General features: G+C 60.4%; 18 protein-coding genes. 10 read left to right on the top strand and 8 right to left on the bottom strand.

Annotated features, from left to right (window positions below):
- Positions 1–61 precede the first annotated feature (61 nt).
- On the top strand, positions 62–958 hold the full coding sequence (locus CKA38_RS06715; RefSeq protein WP_108824792.1) for a 5'-3' exonuclease: 897 nt from the start codon (positions 62–64) through the stop codon (positions 956–958).
- 40 nt (positions 959–998) lie between these two features.
- Here CKA38_RS06715 and CKA38_RS06710 read toward each other — a convergent pair whose 3' ends face one another.
- Entirely contained in the window at positions 999–2414 is a 1416-nt protein-coding gene (locus CKA38_RS06710; RefSeq protein ID WP_108826461.1) for a DUF4419 domain-containing protein, read from the bottom strand.
- Between the two features lie 149 nt (positions 2415–2563).
- Between CKA38_RS06710 and purH the strand changes: the two genes are divergently transcribed.
- Together purH and CKA38_RS06700 are read left to right on the top strand one after the other, a co-directional pair.
- The gene (gene purH / locus CKA38_RS06705) at positions 2564–4132 is read left to right on the top strand and encodes a bifunctional phosphoribosylaminoimidazolecarboxamide formyltransferase/IMP cyclohydrolase (RefSeq protein ID WP_108824791.1); all 1569 of its coding nucleotides are present in this window, start codon (positions 2564–2566) and stop codon (positions 4130–4132) included.
- 108 nt (positions 4133–4240) lie between these two features.
- Entirely contained in the window at positions 4241–5410 is a 1170-nt protein-coding gene (locus CKA38_RS06700) for a lipid-A-disaccharide synthase (protein ID WP_108824790.1), read from the top strand.
- Between the two features lie 19 nt (positions 5411–5429).
- Here CKA38_RS06700 and CKA38_RS06695 read toward each other — a convergent pair whose 3' ends face one another.
- Positions 5430–6578, bottom strand: coding sequence for a DUF362 domain-containing protein (locus CKA38_RS06695; RefSeq protein WP_108824789.1), 1149 nt, complete (start codon positions 6576–6578; stop codon positions 5430–5432).
- 179 nt (positions 6579–6757) lie between these two features.
- Here CKA38_RS06695 and CKA38_RS06690 point away from each other — a divergent pair, with 179 nt between their 5' ends.
- Positions 6758–7636: a YicC/YloC family endoribonuclease gene (locus CKA38_RS06690; RefSeq protein WP_108826460.1), complete on the top strand. Its 879-nt coding sequence runs from the start codon at positions 6758–6760 to the stop codon at positions 7634–7636.
- A gap of 84 nt (positions 7637–7720) precedes the next feature.
- Entirely contained in the window at positions 7721–7909 is a 189-nt protein-coding gene (locus tag CKA38_RS06685; protein WP_192881152.1) for a hypothetical protein, read from the top strand.
- Positions 7910–8046: 137 nt separating this feature from the next.
- On the opposite strand, the gene lspA is transcribed toward CKA38_RS06685, so the two are convergent.
- A complete protein-coding gene (gene lspA, locus CKA38_RS06680; protein WP_236919207.1) occupies positions 8047–8553 on the bottom strand; it encodes a signal peptidase II in 507 nt (168 codons plus the stop codon).
- 100 nt (positions 8554–8653) lie between these two features.
- Positions 8654–9574, bottom strand: a complete 921-nt coding sequence (locus CKA38_RS15375; RefSeq protein WP_236919206.1) for a TraR/DksA family transcriptional regulator — start codon at positions 9572–9574, stop codon at positions 8654–8656.
- Between CKA38_RS15375 and CKA38_RS15370 the strand changes: the two genes are divergently transcribed.
- Positions 9567–9929: a hypothetical protein gene (locus CKA38_RS15370; protein WP_236919205.1), complete on the top strand. Its 363-nt coding sequence runs from the start codon at positions 9567–9569 to the stop codon at positions 9927–9929. The two genes, CKA38_RS15375 and CKA38_RS15370, sit on opposite strands and share 8 nt — an antisense overlap.
- A 5-nt stretch (positions 9930–9934) precedes the next feature.
- Here the strand turns inward: CKA38_RS15370 and ileS are convergent, their stop codons facing one another.
- Positions 9935–12835: an isoleucine--tRNA ligase gene (gene ileS, locus CKA38_RS06670; protein ID WP_108824785.1), complete on the bottom strand. Its 2901-nt coding sequence runs from the start codon at positions 12833–12835 to the stop codon at positions 9935–9937.
- A gap of 272 nt (positions 12836–13107) precedes the next feature.
- Between ileS and CKA38_RS06665 the strand changes: the two genes are divergently transcribed.
- From CKA38_RS06665 to dusB, 4 genes are all read left to right on the top strand, one after another.
- Positions 13108–13515 (top strand): GxxExxY protein, encoded by a 408-nt coding sequence (locus tag CKA38_RS06665; protein ID WP_108824784.1) that lies wholly within the window; start codon positions 13108–13110, stop codon positions 13513–13515.
- 151 nt (positions 13516–13666) lie between these two features.
- Complete coding sequence (polX, locus tag CKA38_RS06660) at positions 13667–15538, top strand: DNA polymerase/3'-5' exonuclease PolX (protein ID WP_108824783.1); 1872 nt, start codon at positions 13667–13669, stop codon at positions 15536–15538.
- Positions 15447–15905 carry a YraN family protein gene (locus CKA38_RS06655; RefSeq protein WP_236919203.1) on the top strand — a complete coding sequence of 153 codons (459 nt, stop codon included), beginning with the start codon at positions 15447–15449 and terminating at the stop codon, positions 15903–15905. Before polX ends, CKA38_RS06655 begins: the two co-directional genes overlap by 92 nt.
- Before the next feature lie 110 nt (positions 15906–16015).
- Positions 16016–17134 carry a tRNA dihydrouridine synthase DusB gene (gene dusB / locus CKA38_RS06650; protein WP_108824782.1) on the top strand — a complete coding sequence of 373 codons (1119 nt, stop codon included), beginning with the start codon at positions 16016–16018 and terminating at the stop codon, positions 17132–17134.
- Positions 17135–17267: 133 nt separating this feature from the next.
- Here the strand turns inward: dusB and CKA38_RS06645 are convergent, their stop codons facing one another.
- From CKA38_RS06645 to CKA38_RS06635, 3 genes are all read right to left on the bottom strand, one after another.
- Positions 17268–18761 (bottom strand): glycerol-3-phosphate dehydrogenase/oxidase, encoded by a 1494-nt coding sequence (locus tag CKA38_RS06645; protein ID WP_108824781.1) that lies wholly within the window; start codon positions 18759–18761, stop codon positions 17268–17270.
- Between the two features lie 100 nt (positions 18762–18861).
- A complete protein-coding gene (locus CKA38_RS06640) occupies positions 18862–19695 on the bottom strand; it encodes an HAD-IIA family hydrolase (RefSeq protein ID WP_108824780.1) in 834 nt (277 codons plus the stop codon).
- Between the two features lie 143 nt (positions 19696–19838).
- Positions 19839–21236: a sn-glycerol-1-phosphate dehydrogenase gene (locus tag CKA38_RS06635; protein ID WP_192881151.1), complete on the bottom strand. Its 1398-nt coding sequence runs from the start codon at positions 21234–21236 to the stop codon at positions 19839–19841.
- Positions 21237–21268 lie beyond the last annotated feature (32 nt).

Below are 21268 nucleotides of genomic sequence, written 5' to 3'. Positions count from 1 at the left end.
GAAACCATCGCGCGATTCTTCATCCTTCCTAATTTCCAATTTCTAATCTCTAATTTCGCCCATGTCCAAATGGCTCCTCATAGACGGTTTTAACCTCGCCTACCGCTGCTTCTTCGCGATTCCCGAGCTCACGCGTCCCGACGGGTTTCCGACCAACGCGCTCCACGGCTGGATAAAATCCATCTGGCGCCTCATCGACCAGGAACACCCCGCCGGCACACTCGTCTTCTTCGACTTGGGCGGCTCGCAAGACCGCCTCGCGCTCCACCCCGAATACAAGGCGCAACGCGAGGAAATGCCCGACGCGCTCGCAAAACAAATCCCGCATTTAAAAACACTCAGCCGAGCGATGGGCCTCGCCGTCATTGAGCAAAACGGTGTCGAGTCGGACGACCTGCTCGCCGCGCAAGCCGTCGCGTTTGCAAACGCCGGGGACGACGCCCTGATCGTCAGCTCCGACAAGGACTTCGCGCAAATCGTCAACGACCGCATAAAAATCCTGCTCCCCCCGCCGACCGGCAACGCCAAGCTCGGCTGGCGCAAGCTCGATGCCGCGGGAGTTGTCGAAAAGTTTGGCGTCCCGCCCTCGCAAATCGCCGACTACCTCGCGCTCGTCGGCGACGCCTCCGACAACATTCCCGGACTCAAGGGCGTCGGCCCAAAAACCGCCGTCAAATGGCTCCAGCAACACAGTGGCCTCGAAGCCATCATCGCGGCCGCCGACACAATCGCGCCCGAACGTTTCCGCGACGCCCTCCGCGCCAACATCGACCTGCTGCGCCTCAACCTAAAACTCGTCACGCTCAACCTCGCGCTCCCCGTGCTCGACACCGCCACCGCAAAACAAAACCAGGAGCCCCGCCGCGCCGAACTCCTCGCCTTCCTGGAAGAAATGGGCATGAAAACCGCACGCACCGAAGCCGAAACCCGCTACAGCGGACAGATTGAGTTATTTTGAAAGAGGAAAAACCAGCCCCGGCGCTGCTCAACACTAACAATCAATCTGCGCTTTTGGGGAATAGACTAATATCAACCGTCGTATTCGGGAATAGTTTTTTTATCCGCGCCTCCTCCCCTTCATCAATTCTGCGCCCCATCAAATCCAGCCGCTTGATTTCAACTTGGGCAAGTTCATTGGGAATTAAAATTTTATCTGTAAATGAAAGAGACAGATTATCAATTTTTCCCATGGAAAACAAGGCGGTCGGCACTGTCGGCACGCGCAACCTAACCCATCCTCCCGTTTCATCATTGCCTACGTTCATATCCACAGCCAATTTTTGCCTGAGCGCATCGTAACGCACATCTTTTTTTCGAATCATCCAGCCAATTTTTGGTGTGAGAGCATAATTTTCTCCATTTTGCTCAAGCCCCACAAACCCCGCCCACAACTCAAGTGGAGTTGTGGTTTTCGTAACGAGATCAACATACTTCAAATCAACCTTCACGATCTCGTCCGGCAAATCATCACCGCCAACAAGCTGGCGGAGATTATTACGTTTCCCATTCTTATTATAAGGGAAAAATTTCACAATCCATCCATCAATAATATTAGGCGCTCCATATTGTTTCTGTGAATGATATTTAAACATGTTTCTCCAGAAAACCTTGTTCACATCACCTTTCGACGCTTTCACAAACTCCTTCAATAGTGGCTCCAGTTCACGCGTCCACCACGAGAGATCATAATCTGCCAGAGCCTTAGTTTTATCGAGCACACGCTGCCAGTCTTTCGGTGTGCCTTTGAGCGTTATTTCAGGAATTCCGCATATGGCGCGCATTACGACAAATTCGAAATATGGCTTCATCGCCTCCATGATGGTTATTTGCGATGCGACTGCCTCGACGGGTGTGGTTGTGGAAAAATTTGCGGAGAGAATTTCGACCAATCGATCCCCTGTATACTGTGCGATTTGTTTGGTAAACCCCGGAAAAATTTCCTCCCATGCTGCATCGGGATTGCCGAGCATGTCGCCCTTCGCTTTCACAACGAGTGAAACTTGGCCTGAAAAATTCACGAAACGTTCGCGCAATTGCTCGGCATTGGCACTGACATGGCGCGCAAACCCCTGACTTATCAAAAGCCACACCATGTCAGGCGAGAGCACAAACGGCCGGTGCTCGGCATAAGCCTGATACATGCCCTGAAAGAAAGGATTATAGCCGAAGCTGACGAGTGGCGTTTCAATTTTGCTCTGCGCAATTATCTCATAATGATAGTTAATGTCTTTCTCCGCATGGCCATAATCCGCGCCGTTATCCATACGGATCAATTTTTCATATATGCTCGTTATAGATTGCGCAGGGAGGGCTTCCTTAGGTTTGGATAATCTCTCTATTTTGAATGTAATGCCGTCCTGCGCGGGAAGCAGAGTTGTGCCCAAAAACATAAACAGCGTTAGTAATTTCTTCATAGAGTTCGGGATACTGACATCAGTGTGCGCCCATTCGTTCATGAGGAAAGCCAAATCAACCTCGCGGAACACACCTCCAAAACATTCCCACCAATCCTTTCTCTTGCCTCTTTTCCCGCCCCGCCCACATCATTGGCACCTATAATTTTATGGAAAAGCTAGCCTTACTATCCGTCAGTGACAAAACCGGCCTCGTCGAATTCGCGACAGCCCTTGTCAAACAACACGGCTTCCGCCTGCTCTCGACCGGCGGCACCGCCAAGCTGCTCGCCGAAAAGGGCCTGCCCGTCACCGAAGTCAGCCAGCACACCGGCTTCCCGGAAATCATGGAGGGGCGCGTCAAAACCCTTCACCCGAAAATCCACGGCGGACTGCTCTGCCGCCGCGACAAAACCGAGCACCTCGCCGAGGCCGCGAAAAACGACATCGCCATGATCGACCTCGTGGTCGTCAACCTTTACCCGTTCGAGGCCACCGTTGCGAAGCCCGGCGTCGCATTCGAGGAAGCCATTGAAAACATCGACATCGGCGGGCCCTCCATGCTCCGCAGCGCCGCAAAAAACCACGAGAGCGTGACCGTCGTTTGCGATCCCGCCGACTACAACGCCGTGCTCGGCGCCTTCGCCAAATCCGACGACACCGCCGGCCTGCTCGCGTTGCGCCGCCGCCTCGCGCTCAAAGTTTTCCAACGCACCGCCGCCTACGACGCCGCGATTTCCGCGTATCTCGAAAAACAAGCCGCGGCCACCGCAGCCGCGCCCGATCTCGACGCGCTCGCCGGCCTGCCCGACCAGCTCAATCTCTCTTACAAAAAAGCCCAGTCGCTCCGTTACGGCGAAAACCCGCACCAGAAGGCCGCGCTCTACGGCACGTTCCACGACCACTACCAGCAACTCCAAGGCAAGGAACTTTCCTACAATAACATCCTCGACATCACCTCGGCGACCTACCTCATCGGCGAGTTCGAGCGCCCCACCCTCGCGATTCTCAAGCACACCAACCCGTGCGGCGTGGCCAGCGCCGACGACCTCGTGACCGCGTGGCACAACGCCTTCGCCACCGACCGCCAGGCGCCCTTCGGCGGCATCATCATCGTCAACCGCACGCTCGAGGCCGACCTCGCGAAAATCATCAGCGAAATTTTCACCGAGGTTATCATCGCCCCGCATTTCACCGACGAGGCGCTCGCCATTTTTGGCAAAAAGAAAAACCTGCGCCTCATGATTGCCAAGGGCGGCATCGGCGCGGATTCGCTCCTCGATGTGCGCTCGTGCGTCGGCGGCCTGCTCGTGCAGGATCGCAACATCAAGCTCGGCAACCAGGCCGACTTCAAAGTCGTGACCAAGCGCCAGCCCACGCCCGAGGAATGGGCCAACATGATGTTCGGCTGGCGCGTGTGCAAACACGTCAAGTCAAACGCCATCGTGTATTGCCGCGACGAGCGCACGCTCGGCGTCGGCGCGGGCCAGATGGCGCGCGTGGACAGCTCGCGCATTGCCGTGTGGAAGGCGGGCGAGGCCAAGCTCGACCTCAAGGGCAGCGCGGTGGTCAGCGAGGCGCTGTTCCCGTTTGCCGACGGCCTCATCGCAGCGGCGGACGCCGGCGCGACCTCCGCCATCCAGCCCGGCGGCAGCATCCGCGACGACGAAGTCATCAAGGCCGCCGACGAGCGCAACATGGCCATGGTCTTCACCGGCATCAGGCATTTCAAACACTGAGATTTTCAATCGCGGAAGCGCGAAGGGGCGGAAACACGGATCAGGAATTTTAAAAAACTTTTCCGCGCTTTCGCTCCTTCGCGCTTCCGCGATTAACCAACATCATTCATGGCACAGCCCGCCCTTCCCTTTCGTCTTCCCGCCCCGCGCACCTCGCACGTGGACCTGCTCGTCATCGCGGGCGAGCATTCGGGCGACCAGCACGCGGCGCGCATGGTGCGTGAATTCCTCTCGCACGACCAGGGAAACAATCTCTCCGTCTGCGCGCTCGGCGGCCCCGAGCTCGCCGGCGCGGGCGCGCAACTGCTCCACGACATGACCGCCACCTCGGTGATCGGCTTCGTGGAAGTGCTGAAACATTTCTCGTTTTTCAAGGCGCTCTTCAACGAAGTGCTTCGCTGGGTCTCCGTGTATAAACCGCGCGCCGTCTGCTTCGTCGATTACCCCGGCATGAATCTGCGCCTCGCAAACGAAATGCGCAAACGCGGCCTCTCGGTGAAAGGCGGCGGCCCCACGCGCACGCTCTTTTATATCAGCCCGCAAATCTGGGCGTGGAAAGCCGGGCGCCGTTTCTCGATGGCGCGCAACCTCGACGCGATGGCCGTCATCTTTCCGTTCGAGCCCGCGTGTTACGACGACACCTCGCTGAAAGGCCGCGTGGAGTTTGTCGGGCATCCCTTCGTCGCCGCCGACTACGCCGCGCCGGTGACCTACAATCCCGACGGCCCGATCCTGCTTCTGCCCGGCAGCCGCAAGCAAGCCGTCACGCGCATCTTCCCCGTGGTGCTCGCGGGATATGAGCGCTACCGTGCCACCGCCAATCCCCGCCCCGCCGCCGTCCTCTATCCAAGCGCGGAAGTGCTGTCCGTTTTGCGCAAGTTTCCCATTCCCGACAGCATCACGCTGCGCCCCACCGGCGAGCCGGTCGCGGCCTCGGCGGTGCTCACCAGTTCCGGCACGATGTCGATGCACTGCGCGCTCGCGGGAATCCCCGGCGCGGTCGTGTATCGCATCAGCCCGCTGACTTATCTTTTCGGACGCCTCCTCGTCAAAGTGCCCTACATCGGCATCGCAAACCTGCTGCTCAAGGAACCGATGTATCCCGAGCACATCCAGGGTGCCGCCTCGCCCGAGGCGCTCGCCTCGCAACTTCACGATTGCCTGGAAAACCCCGCGCGCCTCGCGCACACCGAAGCCTGCGCGGCAAAGCTCCGCGAAATCCTGCACCAGCCGACAACCGGCACCGCCGCCGACTGGCTCGCGCGACAACTGGCGTAATTGGCGGGGCGCAATGCCGTCACACGCGCACCAACTCGTAATCGCGCGTGCCGACGCCGACCTTCTCGGCGTGCGCAAGTGTGTCGCGCCAGTTCGTGCTCGAAAAAACCGTCGTGAAATGATCGCACCGCATTTCGTTTTCGCCAGCCGCCCCGTCGCCAGCGGCCTTTTTCAAGACGCGCTCAAGCACGCTGCCGCCCATGACCGGCTGGCGGTTGCACGCGTCGGCGCACGCCTGGTCAACCGCGACGGCGTCGAACGATGCAAACATGCCCACGTCGGGAATGATCGGAATGTCGTTTTCGCCATGGCAGTCGCAGAAGGGCGAGACTTGCGTGACGATGTTGATGTGGAACTGCGGGCGCCCGCGCACGACAGCCAGCGCATACTCGGCCATTTTTTTCGAGAGCATCTCGTTTGAGTCGCCGCTCGTGTTTTCGATGGCGTCGAAATTGCACGCGCCGATGCAGCGTCCGCAGCCGACGCATTTGTCAGTGTCGATGCGCGCGATGCCGCGCTCATCGTAGGAAATCGCATCCTGCCCGCACTCTTTGCCGCATGTTTTGCACTTGCGGCACTTGGACTCGTTCACCTGCGGCTTGCCGGAGTTGTGCTGCTCCATTTTTCCGGCGCGCGAGCCGCAGCCCATGCCCAGGTTTTTGAGCGCGCCGCCAAAGCCCGTGCACTCGTGGCCCTTGAAATGGTTGAGCGAAATAATCACGTCGGCATCCATGATCGCGTGGCCGATTTTCGCCTCCTTCACATACTCGGTGCCGGTGAGAGGCACGATGGTTTCGTCGGTGCCCTTCAGGCCGTCGGCGATGATGATCTGGCAGCCGGTGGACAGCGGGCCGAAGCCGTTTTCCATCGCGCAGTCGAGGTGGTCGAGCGCGTTCTTGCGGCTGCCGACATAGAGCGTGTTGCAATCGGTGAGAAACGGTTTCGCGCCGAGCGGCTTGAGCACGTCCACGATGCGCTTCGCGTAGTTGGGACGCAGGAACGACAAGTTGCCGAGCTCGCCGAAGTGTATTTTGATGGCGACGAACTTCCGGTCGAAGTCGATATTCTCAATGCCCGCGCGCCTGACGAGGCGCTCGAGCTTGTCGGGCAAGCTCAAGCCGGGGCGCGTGCGCATGTCGGTGAAATAAACGGGGGATTTCTGTTTCATGAGACGAGGGAATATGGGAGGTGAATGGATTTGTTATGATGAAAGATTGCACACCGTGCGAAGAATTGTCGATAGCGCGAAAAGCGCGCGCGAGCTTTCGCGGGTTCGCGTGACGCGCATTCGCACGCGCCAATCAGCGCGCGCTTGCGCCGGGACGCGCGGTCATGTTCATTCGCCGCATGAAAAGCATGACTGGCTTCGGCCGCGCCACCGCTCCTCTCGGCACCAACACGCTCACCGTCCAGGTGAATTCCGTGAATCGCAAAACACTCGATCTCGCGATTTCACTCCCGTCCGAATGGGCCGAATACGAGGCGCCCGCGGGCGAGCTTGCGCGAAAATACGCGGCTCGCGGAAAAATTAACATCCGCGTCGACGTGACCGGCGCCGAGGGCGCGCAAAACCAAACCATCAACTGGGACGAGTCCGCCGTTGATGCCGTCCTCGAAAAACTCAAGGCGCAGGCCGCGCGCAATGGGATCGAGCTCGAGATCACACCCGAGCTTTTGTGGAGCGTCGTCGGCTCGCAAAGAAAGAAGGCCGACCTCCCCGCCGGCGACGATGTGCGCGCCACCGTCCTCGCGACGCTCGAGGAAGCGATGCGCGCGTTCTCCTCCATGCGCGCGAAGGAGGGCGCCGCGCTGCTCGCCGACTTCGAGGATCGTATCCAAAAAATAAATACACACGTCGGCTCGGTCGCGGAGCTCGCGCCGGCCGTCGCGCCCGCGTGGCGAGAGCAACTCATGCGGCGGCTGCGCGACGCCGGACTCGAAATCAACACCGGCGACGAGCGCGTGCTGAAGGAGGTCGCGCTCTTCGCGGACCGCTGCGACATCGCAGAGGAAATCACGCGCCTGCGCAGTCACCTCTCGCAGTTCGCCGCGCTGTTGCGCAGCGATGCGGAGATCGGACGCAAGGCGGAATTCATTTTGCAGGAGATGGGGCGCGAGGTGAACACGATCGGAAGCAAGGCGAACAACATCGAGATTTCGCGCCGCGTGATCGAGATGAAGAACGAGCTCGAGCGCGTGCGCGAACAAATCGCCAACATTGAATGAGCGCGAACACGCAAAACAAAAATGCATTTACCTAAAAAATTTTGTTGAGGTTCCATCATCTCCAACACACAAAGGATGACGATCATGGCATCAAAAACCAAAAAACCGGCCGCCAAAAAAGCGGTGAAAAAAACCAGCGTTGCTAAAAAAGCTCCCGCCAAGAAAGCGGTTGCTAAAAAAGCTCCTGCCAAGAAAGCGGTTGCTAAAAAGGCTCCCGCCAAAAAGGCGGCTGCCAAAAAAGCTCCTGCTAAGAAAGCAGCGAAGAAGAAATAATTCTGCTTCGCTTTACACCTCCAACCGCGCCCTGATTTTCAGGGCGCGGTTTTTTTGTCGCGTCACAAAAACACGCGCGCGTTTCCCCGCCGAAAATATCATGCGCGCGCTTTTCCCGCGCGGCGCGAAGGAGTCAGTCACTCCCCTTTTCTTTCGCGCACCGCCGCCAAGATTGTGGAGCCGATGTAGAGCACCACGCCTGTGACGATGCCGACATCGGCGATGTTGAACGCGGGCCACGCGTAACCGGCGAAATGAAAATCCAGGAAGTCGATCACGTGCTTGTGCATGACGCGGTCAACGAGGTTTCCGGCAATGCCGCCGCACAACAAGCCGAACGCGATCTGAATGGCGCGCACATGCAGCTCGAGTGTTTTGCGGAGGAAAAAAATGGAGAGCAGCACGACCACGGCAAACACCGCGAGCCATTCGCTGTGCCCGCTCAGGATGCTCCACGCGGCGCCGGTGTTGCCCACGTGCACGATGTTGAAAAAACCGGGAATCACCTCGATGTGCTCGCCCGGCCCGTAGGAATTGAACGGCAGCCTTTCGCTGTTGTGAATCCACGCCTTGGTGACCTGGTCGAGCACAAACACAACGATCGCGCAAATGTGCAGTCGGCGATACGCAAATATGCGCTGCATGCGCGTGGGTGTTTTTGAAGGGGCGGATTGCATGTGCATACAAACAAAAAGCGGAATGCGGACTATTCGGCAATCCGCATTCCGCATTCAGAAACCGGAATCATTCCTCCTCGACGTTGCTGTCGTCGCCGCGTCCGGAGTCGTCGCCCATTTCGGCGAAGAGCCCCGCGGCGGTGCGCACGCGCATGCGGTTTCTCTCAATGTCCTTCTGCGCCTCGGCGGAGTAGCGCGTGAAGGGCACGGCGAGCAGGCGCTCCTTGGCGATGGGTTTTTGAGTAACCTCGCAAATGCCGTAGGTGCCGTTTTGGATGCGCTTGATCGCGGCGTCGATTTCGGTGAGAGCCTCCTGCTCGTTGGCGACCATGCTCAGCGCAAAGTCGCGGTCGAACGTGTCGGTGCCGGCGTCGGCCATGTGCTGCCCGTAGCTCGAAAGGTCGCCCGCGTCCTCCTTCGTGGAGCGGCGGAGCGTTTCCTCGGTGTGCAACGAAAGCCCCTCGGTGAGCGAATTGCGCAGCTCGATGAGAAGTTTGTAATAGCGGCGGTATTTCTCCGGGATCGTGCTCGGATCGGCGAAGAGCGACGGCTTCTGCGCCTTCTTGGGATTGAAGCCGAGGATGTCGGCAAGCGACGCCGCCTTCACATGCGAGGGCGCGATGGCCTTGGCGAGTTTTTCAAGGTCGGGCTTGGCGGGCGCGGCGGGAGCTTTCGCGGAGGCGGACGCGGAGGCGCTGTCGGCGGCACTCGCGGTCTTGGCGATTTCGCGAGCCTCATCCAAGCTGAAGGCAACGGGCCTGAGCGATTTTTTTCCGCCCATGATATTTTTGCGCAACTGATCGCGCTTTGTCTCGGGCTTGGCCGCAACGGGAGCGGCCTTGACCGGCGCGGACGCGACGGCGCGGCCCTTTTCCGCGGCGGCCTTGGGCGCGCTTTTTTTCGCGGGCGCGACCTTGGTTTTGGCCGCGGGTTTCGCGGGTTTCGGTTTCGTTGCGGGTTTCTTCGCAGATTTGGCGGCTTTGGACACGGGCTTCAATTTTTTCTTAGGGGCCGCGGGTTTCGCGGCGGATTTCGGCAATGCTTTGATTTTTTTCGCGGGTGGTTTTTTTGCGGAAGCTTTTTTGACCGGCGCTTTTTTCGCGGGTGCCTTCGCCGGTTTCTTTTTTACCACAATTTTTGCGGCGGTTTTTTTTGCCGCTGGTTTCTTTTTCGGGAGAGGTTTTTTGGACGGCGCTTTCCGGGCCGGCGTTTTTTTGGCCGCGGACTTCTTTGCGGCCGGTTTTTTTGACGCAGGTTTTTTTTCTTTTTTGGCTGGTTTCTTAGAGGGGGCGTTTTTTTTGGGTTTGGCCATGATTTTTGTCCTTGTTGGTTGTTTTTGCTGAAGCTTTTACTTGTCCACCTGAAATGCATGGAGCGCCTCGGCGCAGCGCGGGCAGACGTCGCCGTGCGGCGTCGCTTGGAGCGCGGACACGGAGCGCCAGCAACGCGGGCAGCGGTGCAGTCCGCGTTCGGACGCAAGGCTTACTTCGATCGCGGGCGCGCCGGGCGCGTCAGCGAGCTCGACTTGCGAAACGATGAAGAGCTCGGGGAGAAAATCGCGGTGCTTTTCGTAGAGCGCGCGCTCGGGCGCGCCGGCGGCGGCGTTGAGCGTGATGACGGCGTCGAGCGATTTTCCGATCTTGCCCGCGGCGCGAAGCGGTTCGATGGCCTCGGTGACGGCGGCGCGCGTCTTGAGCAGCGCGGCGATGTCGGCCTCGAGCGTGGCGTCGGTCCACTCGGCGGGCGCCACGGGCCAGTCGCGGAGGTGGATGGAGTCGCCATCAATGTATTCCGTTTTTGCCGTGGCGAACGACCACGCCTCGTCGGTCGTGAAGGCGAGCACGGGCGCGAGGAGTTTCGCGAGCGTGTGGAAGATTTCGTGGATCGCGGTTTGCGAGGAGCGGCGTTGCTGGCTGTTCGTCGCGTGCGTGTAGAGGCGGTCCTTGAGGATGTCGTGATAGACGGCGGAGAGCGTCACCGAGCAGAACTGGTTGCAGAGCTGGTAAACGCGGTGGAACTCGTAGGCATCGTAGGCCGCGGTGCACTCGCGGATGAGCGCGGCGGCCTGGTGGAGCGCCCAGCGGTCGAGCGTATCCATTTTCGAATACAGCACGGCGTCGCGCGCGTGGTCGTAGTCGAAGAGGTTCGAGAGCTGGTAGCGGAAGGTGTTTCGGAAAAGGCGGTATGCCTCCGCAACGACGTTGAGGATGCTCGCGGGATTTTTGAGGTCCGTGTCGAGATTGGAGACGCGGAGGTCCTCGGTGAAATTTTGCGAGGCGAACAAAAGGCGAATGACGTCGGCGCCGTATTGCGCGATGTAGTTGTCGCTGGTGGGCGGTTTTTCGTATTGGCCGGACTTGGAGATTTTTTTGCCGTCCGCGCCGACGATGAAGCCGTGCGTGAGGACGCGCTTGTAGGGCGCGGCGCCGTAGGCGGCGACGCTTGTCCAGAGCGAGGACTGGAACCAGCCGCGGTGCTGGTCGGAGCCTTCGAGGTAGAGGTCGGCGGGCCATTGCGTGCCGCCTTGTCCGCGCTTGAGCACGGCGGCGTGCGACGAGCCGGAGTCGATCCAAACGTCGAGCGTGTCGCGTCCGCACGCGAGCGCGTCGGCGGCGGGCCATGTGGCGGGAAGCGCGACGCCTTCGAGGATTTGCGCGGGCGTGGCGTCATACCAATAGTTGGTGCCGTGCTTCTCGATTTTTTCGGCGACGGCGCGAATCACGCCCGCGTCGAGATAGGGATTTTTTTTGTCGTCGTAGAAGGCGATGATGGGCACGCCCCATGAGCGCTGGCGGCTGATGCACCAGTCGGGGCGCGACTCGACCGCGCCGGTGATGCGTTTCTCGCCGCTGGCGGGCACCCACGCAACGTCGTTGGTAATGGCGGCGAGGGCGGTTTCGCGCGGGGATTTTCCATCGGACGAGCCGGCCTTGTTGTCGAGCGAGACAAACCATTGGTCGACGGCGCGGAAGATGATCGGCGTTTTCGAGCGCCAGCAATGCGGGTAGCTGTGCGTGTATTTCGCCTTCGCGAGGAGCGCACCGGCGGCGTCGAGTTTTTTGAGGACGGCGATGTTGGCGGGCGAGGTGCGCTTGGCGGCGAGATCCTCGACGGTTTCGAGCGTGGTGAGGCCGACGAGGTCGGCGGGGATTTGTCCGTCGTCGATGTATTTGCCGTCGTCATCGACGGGGCAGTAGATGGGCAAGCCGTATTTGAGGCCGGTGAGATAATCCTCCGCGCCGTGGCCGGGCGCGGTGTGAACGCAGCCGGTGCCGCTTTCGGTGGTCACGTAATCGGCGAGAACGACGGGCGCGGCGCGGTCGATGAAAGGATGGCGCGGCTGAAGTCCTTCGAGCTGTTTGCCTAGACGGAAGTTGAGATTGTCGATTAGGGTGAGGCCGGTTTTTTCTGCAAAGTCATCGTAGAGTTGATGTGCGATGATGTAGCGCTCAGTCCCCGTTCCGACGATTTCGTATTCAATATCGGGGTTCACCGCGATGGCGAGGTTGGCCGGAATCGTCCACGGCGTTGTCGTCCAGATGACGACGGAGAGCGGCTTGTCGGCGGGCAGGTCGTATTTGTGCGCCTCGCCGGTCGGCACGGGAAATTTCACCCAGATGGCGGGGCTGACGTGGTCCTTGTATTCGATCTCGGCCTCGGCAAGCGCGGTCTCGAACGGGATCGACCAGTAAACGGGTTTCTTGCTGCGGTAAACGAGGCCCTTTTCAACAAACGCGGCGAACGTGCGGATGATGTCGGCCTCGAACGCGGGAGCCTTTGTTTTGTATTCGCTGGCCCAGTCGGCAATGACGCCGACGCGCTTGAATTGTTTTGTTTGGTGCGCGATCCATTGCTCCGAAAACTCGCCGCAGAGGGCGCGCATTTCGGCGGTGGAGACGGTTTTGTTTTCGGCGCGAAGCTGCGCGGTGACTTTTTGCTCGATGGGCAGGCCGTGGCAATCCCAGCCGGGCACGAAGGGCGTGCGAAAGCCGCGCATGGATTTGTAGCGGTTGACGATGTCCTTGAGAACCTTGTTGAGCGCGGTGCCGATGTGGACGTCGCCATTGGTGAACGGCGGACCGTCGTGGAGGACGAAGGCGGGGGCGCCGGCGCGTTTTTTCTGGATGGCGGCGTAGAGGTCGAGTTTTTCCCAGTGGGCAATTCGGACAGGCTCGCGCTTGACGAGATTCGCGCGCATCGCGAAGTCTGTTTTAGGAAGTTGGATAGTGTTTTTTAAATCGGTTGCCATGCCCAAAAAATTAAGCGCGGAAGGCTATTCGCACGCCGGGGGTAGTCAACAAGGGAAAGGGACAAAAATTGCGCGCAAGGCGGAATCCATTTCCCGTGCAAACTGATTTGTGAACCCTCCCCTTTCGACCAATCATCCGTCTGCCCTAAAAAACATCTGTGTCCATCTGCGACATCTGTGGATAAATATCCGAAAAAGGACATCCACAGATGTCGCGGATGAACGCAGATACAATCCGTGGATAAAAATAAGCTCCCCAATCAATAAACACCATGAAAAACAATCGCGACGAACAAACTTATGCCATCATTGGAGCTGCAATGACCGTCCACTCGGAACTGGGACACGGTTTCCTCGAGGCTGTTTATCAGGAAGCGCTGGAACGAGAATTGCAGATGCGGGGCATAGCGTATTCACGCGAACGGGAACTGCCGGTTCATTATCGCGGCCAAGCGCTCAAGGCCGCGTATCGTGCCGGTTTTGTTTGTTTTGAAAGCCTCATCGTCGAACTCAAGGCGCTCCAAAAGCTCTCCGGCTCCGAGGAGTCACAAGTCATCAATTATCTAAAGGCATCCGGACTCAAAAAAGCCCTGCTCTTGAACTTCGGCGCGCCGCGACTCGAATACAAACGCTTCGTCCACGGCACCCATCCGCCGAAAAACGAGGATGAACACGAATGACCCAAAAATATCTGCGTTCATCTGCGACATCTGTGGATAATACTCCGAAACAAATCCACATCTGTCACAGATGAACGCAGATAAAAACGATGTTTGCGGGAAAGGGACAAATTATCGTGGTTTTTCGGTTCAAAGCGGTTTTACTGGAGGCGTGACCAAAAACGATATTGCCGATGTTTTGAGGGAAATCGCCGTGCTGCTCGAGTTGAAGGGCGAAAATCCGTTCAAGATTCGGGCTTACGAAAACGGAGCCCGCACCCTGGAGTCGCTCACGGACGACCTCGGCGAAGTGATCGCCTCCGGAAAGCTCTCCGAAGTCAAGGGCATCGGCGAGGCGCTCACGCAGAAAATCACCGAGCTCCACAAAACGGGCCGGCTGCGCTTCCACGAGGAACTGCGCACATCGGTCGCCCCCGGCCTCGTTGAGATGCTGGAAATCCCAAATCTCGGTCCGAAAAAAATCAAGGCGCTGCACGACAAGCTCGGCATCTCAAGCATCGCCGCGCTCGCCAAGGCGTGCGCCGACGGCCTCGTGGCGGAGCTGCCCGGCTTCGGCGAAAAAACCCAGCAAAAGCTTCTCGAGGGAATCAAGCACCGCGAGGCCTACGGACGCCGCCATCTCTGGTGGAACGCGCACGCGGTTGCCGGGCCGATTGTCGCCGGATTGCGCAAACTGCGCGGTGTGAAACACGCCGAGGCCGCGGGCAGCCTGCGACGCGGACTGGAGACGGTCGGAGACCTTGATTTCATCGTCGCGGCGGACGCAAAGGACTCGAAAGCCGTCGGACGAATTGTCGATTGGTTCACGGCCCGGCCGGGCGTTTTTGAGGTGACCGCGCGCGGCGAGACAAAAACAAGCGTGCGCTACGAAAACGGCCTGCAGGCCGACTTGCGCATCGTGCCGGAGGAGCAATTCGCGTTTGCGCTGCACCACTTCACCGGCTCGAAGGATCACAACGTGCAAATGCGCCAGCGCGCCCTCGCGCGAGGCCTGAGTCTCAGCGAATGGGGACTTGAGCCCGCCGATGGCGAGGGCACCGTCAAAACAAAAGCCGCCGCGCACGCGGAGACGCGCGCGAAAATCACAAGCGAAACGGAACTCTTCGCCGCGCTCGGCCTGGCGTTTATCGAGCCCGAGTTGCGCGAGGGGCTTGATGAAATCGAGGCGGCGGAACTCACAAACAACAGGCTCCCGCATCTCGTGGAACACACCGACCTGCGCGGCGCGTTTCACAACCACACGACCGCGTCGGACGGCCGCAGCACGCTCGAGGAAATGATCGCCGCCGCACAAACGCTCGGATGGGAATACATCGGCATCGCCGACCACTCGAAATCGAGCCACCAGGCGCGCGGCCTCGACGAGCGACGCCTCGCCGACCAGGTCGACTGTATCCAAAAAATAAATACATCGGGGCGCTTCAAAACGCATGTCTTCGCCGGCACCGAATGCGACATCCTCACGGACGGCTCGCTGGATTTCGACGACCTCACGCTTGCGCAACTCGACTTCGTCGTCGCCTCGGTGCACAACGCCTTCTCGCAGGGCGAGGAGCAGATGACCGCGCGCATCATCCGCGCCATCGAAAACCCGCGCGTCACCATGCTCGGTCACATGACGGGGCGGCTGCTGTTGCGTCGCGAAGGTTACCGCGTGAACGCGGCAAAGGTGATCGACGCCGCGATCGCCAACGGCGTAATCATCGAACTCAACGCAAGCCCGTGGCGTCTCGACATGGACTGGCGGCTCTGGCACGGCGCCGCCGCACGCGGCCTGCTCTGCTCAATCAACCCCGACGCACACGAAACCGGCCACCTCGCCTTTGTGCGCACGGGCGTGAACATCGCCCGCAAGGGCTGGCTCTCGAAACAAAACATCATCAACACCAAGCCCTCGCCGAAATGCGCGCGTGGCTTGAAACCCACCGCGCGTGATCTCATGGCTCAAGCAACAATGGGCGAGGCTGCGCGGCGCGGCGACGCCGGCGCGCACCGAAAAACAAAAACACGGTGCAGCCGGTGAATCCGCCGCCGCGCGTTTCCTGGCAAACGAACGCGGCATGACCATTCTCGCGCGCAACTGGCGCAGCCCGAAGGACCGCCGAGACGAAATCGACATCATCTGCCGCGCACGCGAAGGCGCGCTCGTTTTTGTCGAAGTGAAAACCTATCAAACCGCGCGGCTTCTTAACGGCTACGAGGCGGTGAACACGCGCAAAAAAAACGTCCTCAAGCGCGCCGCCGGCACCTATCTGCGCACCCTCGGCCCCCGCTGGCGCGACTTGAGCTACCGCCTTGATGTCGTCGTTGTGGAACGAACGGATGACGGCCGGCTCATCCCGCACCATTTCGAAAACGTGCCGCTGTTTTCAAAAGGAAAGCATATCTGAAAACGGGGATCGCGTCCGTTTGCCTGCCATCGGAAACACGCCGGGCGCCTTTGGCGTTTGCATCCGGCTTTTGTTCTCATTCCACTCAAAGGCGAAAAATCAATTTTCCCATGCGCATCGGCTCCGTCCAAATCGACTCACCGCTCTTTCTGTCACCGCTCGCGGGCTACACAAACCTGCCCATGCGCCTGACGATTCGCGAGCTTGGCGGGCTCGGCTGGGCGACCACCGACCTGGTGAACGCGCGCTCGCTCATCGAGCGCAACCCGAAGGCGCTGCAACTCATCCGTTCCACGCCCGCCGACCGTCCGATGGCGATCCAGCTTTTCGGCTCCGACCCGGCGGAGATGCGCGACGCGGCGGTCATTTGCGAGCAGTCCGGCGCGGCATCCATCGATATCAACATGGGCTGCCCCGTGCCCAAGGTCGTGAAAGTTGGCGGCGGCTCGGCGATGATGACCGAGCTCGACAAAACCGCGAAGCTCGCGCGCGGCATGGTCGAGGCGGTGAAAATTCCCGTCACCGCCAAAATGCGCCTTGGCTGGGACGACGCCAACATCACCGCGCCCGACCTTGCGCGCGTGCTGGAGGACTCGGGCATCGCGGCGGTGTTTGTGCACGGGCGCACGCGCGCGCAGGGATTTTCCGGCACGGTCAATCTCGCCGGAATCCGCAAGGTCGCGGAGGCGGTGAAAACGATTCCCGTCATCGGCAACGGCGACGTGATCACGCCCGAGTCCGCGCGCAAGATGATCGACGAAACCGGCTGCGCGGGCGTGAGCATCGGGCGCGGCGCGTTTTACGATCCGTGGATTTTTCGCCGCACGGAGCACCTGCTGCGCACGGGCGAACTGCTGCCCGAGCCGACGTTTGCCGAGCGCGTGCGCGTGATGTCGCGCCATCTGGATTTGATGATCGAAGTGTTCGGCGAGGAGCTCGGCTGCCGGATGTTTCGCAAAATCGCGCCATGGTATGCGCGCCGCTTGGGTCCGTCGAAGGACTTCAAACAGCGCATCGTGAAAATGAACACACGCGCGGATTTCGAAACGATACTCGTCGCGTATCGCAAGTGGCGCGCACCGTTTTGCGAGAATGGAAACCCCGACGCCGAGCCGCTGCCGCGCTTCCGTCCCGCGCCGCTCGTGGCGTCGTTCATGCGCCCCGCGGGCGAAACCACGGACGCCGGCGAATCCATCCCCGTGCCCAAGGGGCCGGTGGATTTCTGGTGAGATCGGCGCGGCGGTTTCGGCATTTCGCCAACCGCCTCACTATTGAAGACGCCGAAAGAATAAACAAAACCGGCAAACGAGCGCCGTTTGAAAACGGGTCGTTTGCCGGCTTGTTGATTAGCGCTCGAATAGATTATGCGCCCGCTTTCGGAGCCGGATATGTTTTGGCGGCTTCCTCGGCGTAGTGCTTGAGCTCGGAGGCAAGGCGCTCGGGAGTCCAACCGGCGGCGGCGGCCATCCAGGCGCCGACTTCGGCGGCGCGCGAGGGCATGTCGGGAATGTAGAAGTGCCAGCTCGTGCGGCGCATGATCACGTCGGCGAGGGAGATCGCCCATTCGTTTTCGACGTAGTGCTTCACCGCGGCCTCGCCATAGGCGGTCGGGATGATGCCGCTGTAGGTCGCAGCCTCCTCGGGTGTGAGAAGCGGCTCCTCTTTTGTGCGGCAGGCCTTGGCGCTGATGCCGAGGCTCTTGACAATCTTGGTGACGGCTTGCTCGGCCATGAGGCGGTAGGTGGTGAGCTTGCCGCCGGCGATATCCCACCAGCCTTCCTCGACGAGCTTGATCTGGTGCGCGCGCGAGGTGCTCGAGGGCGAGCCGTCGCGGTTGGCGATGAGCGGGCGCAGGCCGACCCAGGAGCTGATGATGTCCTCGCGGGTGAGCTTGACCGTGGGGAAGGTGGTGTTGACGGTGTGCAGGACGTAGTCGATGTCCTCGAGGTCAACTTTCACGTCCTCGGGACGCGCGTCGTAGTCGGTGTCGGTCGTGCCGATGATGAGGCGCTCGCCCCAGGGAATGAGGAAGAGGATGCGCTTGCCCTCGACCATCGTGACGGCCTCGCCCTCATCGACGTGGATGCGCTTGCGGTCAACGACGATGTGGATGCCCTTTGTGAGGCGGAGCTTGATCTCGCTGTGCGGAATTTTTTCCAGCCACGGGCCGGCGGCGTTAAGGATGGCGCGCGTTTTCACGGTGTATTTCTCACCGGTGAGCGTGTCCTCGATTTCGCACGTCCAGATGCCGTTTTCGCGCTTGGAGTCGATGAAACGCGTGTAGTTGGAGATGTGCGCGCCGTGCTTCACGGCGGAGCGGAGGGTGTCGAGCGTGAGGCGGGCGTCGCTGGTGAGCGCGTCGTAGTAGCGCACGGAGCCGCGCAGTTCGTTGGTGTTGATTTGCGGGAGGTGCTCGAGGGTTTCCTTGACGGTGAAGCCGCGCGAGGGCTTGAAGTTTTTGCCGTTGCAGAGGAGGTCATACATTTTCACGCCGATGCGCATCATCCAGAGGGGGAAGCCGTTGACCTTGTAAACGGGGAACATGAACCCGAGCGGCTGGCCGAGGTGCGGGGCGATTTTGTGGACGACTTTTTTCTCGACGCTGGACTCGTGCACGAGGCCGACGCGGCCTTGCTCGAGATAGCGCAAGCCGCCGTGGAGGAGGCGGCTGGAGCGGCTGCTGGTGCCGTAGGCGAAATCGTAGCGGTCGACAAGGCCGATGCGAAGTCCGCGCATGGCGGCATCGCGCGCGACGCCGCTGCCGACGATACCCCCGCCTATGACGAGGAGGTCCAGGGTTTCCCCAGCAAGCTGGGAAAGCGTTGATTTGCGTTTCTCTTGGTATGTGGTGCTCATGTTATTTCGATTGGAATATTTATGCGTATATGTTTTAGGTGAGTCCGATGTTGGTTATGGTGAAAAAAACGGGGGTCGTTGGCGGGGTGACGGTGTGAGTTTAGCGCGAACCGATAAGCATCTCTCCGAGGCCGGCGAGGTTTTCAACAATAATGTCGGCCTTGACCGAGGATGCCTCGGCGTCTTGTCGCGTGGCTTCGCCGGAGAGGACGAGCACGCCCGTAACGCCGGCGTTTTGAGCCATGGCGATGTCGGTGTAAATACGGTCGCCGACCATCGCGACCTCCTCCGGGCGGAGATTGTGGCGCTGGAGGATACCGGTAACCATCGAGGGATCGGGTTTTCCAAAAACCCGGTCGGGAGCGCGTCCCGTGGCGGACTGGATTGCCGCGCAGATCGCGGCGCAATCGACGAGCACGGTGGGCTGGTCGGTGGGGCAAATGCGATCGGGGTTGGTCGCGAAATAGGGGCGGCCTTGCGAGGCCCACCACGAGGCGCGGCAGAGGCGCGCGTAGGTGAGGCTCATGTCAAAGGCGGCGATGACGGCGTCGGGAATGTCGGCGGGATCGTCGTTGGCGGATTCGTAACCGGCCTTGGTGAATTCACCGATCATGCTGGGCGTGCCCAGGAGGAACAGGCGGCGGAACTCGGGATGATTGGCTTTCAACCAGTCAATGGTGGCCTGCGCGGAAGTGTAGAGTTGCTCGGGCGCGGAGGGAATCCCGATGCGCTCCAAGTGCGCGAGGTAATCGGCGGAGCTCTTGGAGGGATTGTTGGTGAGGAAGGTGTAACCGATGCCGTGCTGGGTGAGGGAATCGAGGAACGGTTTTGTCCAGGGAAACAGCGTGCCGCCTTTGTAGATGGTGCCGTCCATGTCGAGGACGACATGGCGAATGCGGGAGGTGTCGGCAGTGGTTGTGGCGGATGCGGTCATTGGAACGGAACAGGATAGGTCAGAATCGGGGGTTGTTTTTCACAACAATAACCATGCGTTTTTGAGAGTCAGGCAAGGGCAAAAATGAGAACCCCGGCCAAAATCGGCGTGTGTTGCGCATGGTTTTTGTTGGGCATGGCGGTTTATTTTGACTCCCACGTGCCGCCGGGGCCGAAAAGGGCGTCGAGCGCGGGCGCGAGCCAGCCGGTGCGCACGGCGACGTCGAGGACGGTGAAGCGGCGGCGGATGTGGTAGGCCTTTGTGAAGGTTTCGCGCAAACGCTGGCGGGTGATGCCGATTTGCTCGGGCTCGAAGGGAGCGCCGACCGATTGCAAGCGCTGCTTGATGTCGGCAAAGGGGATGAGCTGGCGGCGGAGCTTGGCGCAGATCGCGGGCCACTCGGTTTTCAAGAGCTCGAGTTGTTTGCGGAGCGCGGCGGCATCGACGTATTTCGTCATGGTTTCGCGGACGGCGGTCTCCTTGAAATCCGCCGTGGCAAACAGGGCGGCGGTGTTGGTCTCGACCGTCTTTGCGTCGGGCCAGGCGGCGCAGATCGCGTCGATGTCGAGCGCGGAGGCGTCCATGCGGAGCAGTTGCTCGTAGAGGCTGGTGATGGCGAGCGTGCCGATGCCGACCTTGAAGCCGTGCGAGGGCGCGGCGCCGTTGTGCGTGTGGTGCTCCATGTCCCAGAGGTGGCTGAACTGGTGCTCGGCGCCCGATGCGGGGCGGCTGGATTTCGCCCATTGCATGGCAAAGCCGCCGAGTATGAGGCCCTCGGTGAGCGCGTTGATCGCGGCACCGTCACCCGCGCGGGCGGCGGCGGGATCGGCGAGCGCGTCGCGCAGTCCGCCTTGCACGATTGTCCACGCCTTGGTCTCGATGGGTTCCTCGCCGAGCGCGTCGGCGAGTATCCAGTCGGCGCCGGCGGGAACTTTCGCGAGCAGGTCGGCATAGCCGGAGGCGGTCATTTCCGGCGGGGCTTTTTTGATAATGTCGATGTCCGCGAGGACGGCCTGCGGCGCGGGGCAGACGAGCGTCTGCTTGGCGTTTTCATACGTGATCGACGCGCCGAACGCGGTGTAGCCGTCCATCGACGCAGCGGTGCCGACGCAAACATACTGGCGGCCCGTCTCGTGCGAGGCGCGCTTGGTGAGGTCGTTGATCGTGCCCGACCCGACGGCGACGGGAATGGCGTCGTGCGTCTTGAACGAGGCGATGAGTTGCTCGACGTATTTGTATTCGGCGTAGAGCCCCGGGTCGGTGAAGATGAACGGCTCAAGCACGGTGACGCCGTCGGCCGCGAGCGCGTCGCGAACGGCATTGCCCGCGACGGCCATCGTGTTTTGGTCCGCGATGACGACGGCCTTGCGCCCGGGGAATTGTTGCTTGAACACTTGGGCGACCTTCCCGAGGCAACCGGGTTCGAGCACGAGCGCCTTGGTTTCGCTCGCGGCGGCAAGCGCCTCCTGCGGGGAGAGGCGCGTGATGCCGAACAGTGTGTTTGCGTCAGCCGGTTGGGCCGGGGAAGGAGTGTTGTTCATGATGCTGGTTTTCTTCGTGATTGTTGAAACTG

Origin of the sequence: Ereboglobus luteus (genome assembly GCF_003096195.1) — a bacterium.
Lineage (GTDB): Bacteria > Verrucomicrobiota > Verrucomicrobiia > Opitutales > Opitutaceae > Ereboglobus > Ereboglobus luteus.
The sequence above is the reverse complement of the archived record's forward strand: the minus strand, read 5'-3'. Positions and strand labels throughout refer to the sequence as shown.

Excerpts from the sequence above, each read along its gene's own strand:
- CKA38_RS06715 (WP_108824792.1), top strand. The coding sequence starts at position 62 with ATGTCCAAATGGCTCCTCATAGACGGTTTTAACCTCGCCTACCGCTGC.
- CKA38_RS06710 (WP_108826461.1), bottom strand. The coding sequence starts at position 2,414 with ATGAAGAAATTACTAACGCTGTTTATGTTTTTGGGCACAACTCTGCTT.
- purH (WP_108824791.1), top strand. The coding sequence starts at position 2,564 with ATGGAAAAGCTAGCCTTACTATCCGTCAGTGACAAAACCGGCCTCGTC.
- CKA38_RS06700 (WP_108824790.1), top strand. The coding sequence starts at position 4,241 with ATGGCACAGCCCGCCCTTCCCTTTCGTCTTCCCGCCCCGCGCACCTCG.
- CKA38_RS06695 (WP_108824789.1), bottom strand. The coding sequence starts at position 6,578 with ATGAAACAGAAATCCCCCGTTTATTTCACCGACATGCGCACGCGCCCC.
- CKA38_RS06690 (WP_108826460.1), top strand. The coding sequence starts at position 6,758 with ATGAAAAGCATGACTGGCTTCGGCCGCGCCACCGCTCCTCTCGGCACC.
- CKA38_RS06685 (WP_192881152.1), top strand. The coding sequence starts at position 7,721 with ATGGCATCAAAAACCAAAAAACCGGCCGCCAAAAAAGCGGTGAAAAAA.
- lspA (WP_236919207.1), bottom strand. The coding sequence starts at position 8,553 with ATGCAGCGCATATTTGCGTATCGCCGACTGCACATTTGCGCGATCGTT.
- ileS (WP_108824785.1), bottom strand. The coding sequence starts at position 12,835 with ATGGCAACCGATTTAAAAAACACTATCCAACTTCCTAAAACAGACTTC.
- CKA38_RS06665 (WP_108824784.1), top strand. The coding sequence starts at position 13,108 with ATGAAAAACAATCGCGACGAACAAACTTATGCCATCATTGGAGCTGCA.
- dusB (WP_108824782.1), top strand. The coding sequence starts at position 16,016 with ATGCGCATCGGCTCCGTCCAAATCGACTCACCGCTCTTTCTGTCACCG.
- CKA38_RS06645 (WP_108824781.1), bottom strand. The coding sequence starts at position 18,761 with ATGAGCACCACATACCAAGAGAAACGCAAATCAACGCTTTCCCAGCTT.
- CKA38_RS06640 (WP_108824780.1), bottom strand. The coding sequence starts at position 19,695 with ATGACCGCATCCGCCACAACCACTGCCGACACCTCCCGCATTCGCCAT.
- CKA38_RS06635 (WP_192881151.1), bottom strand. The coding sequence starts at position 21,236 with ATGAACAACACTCCTTCCCCGGCCCAACCGGCTGACGCAAACACACTG.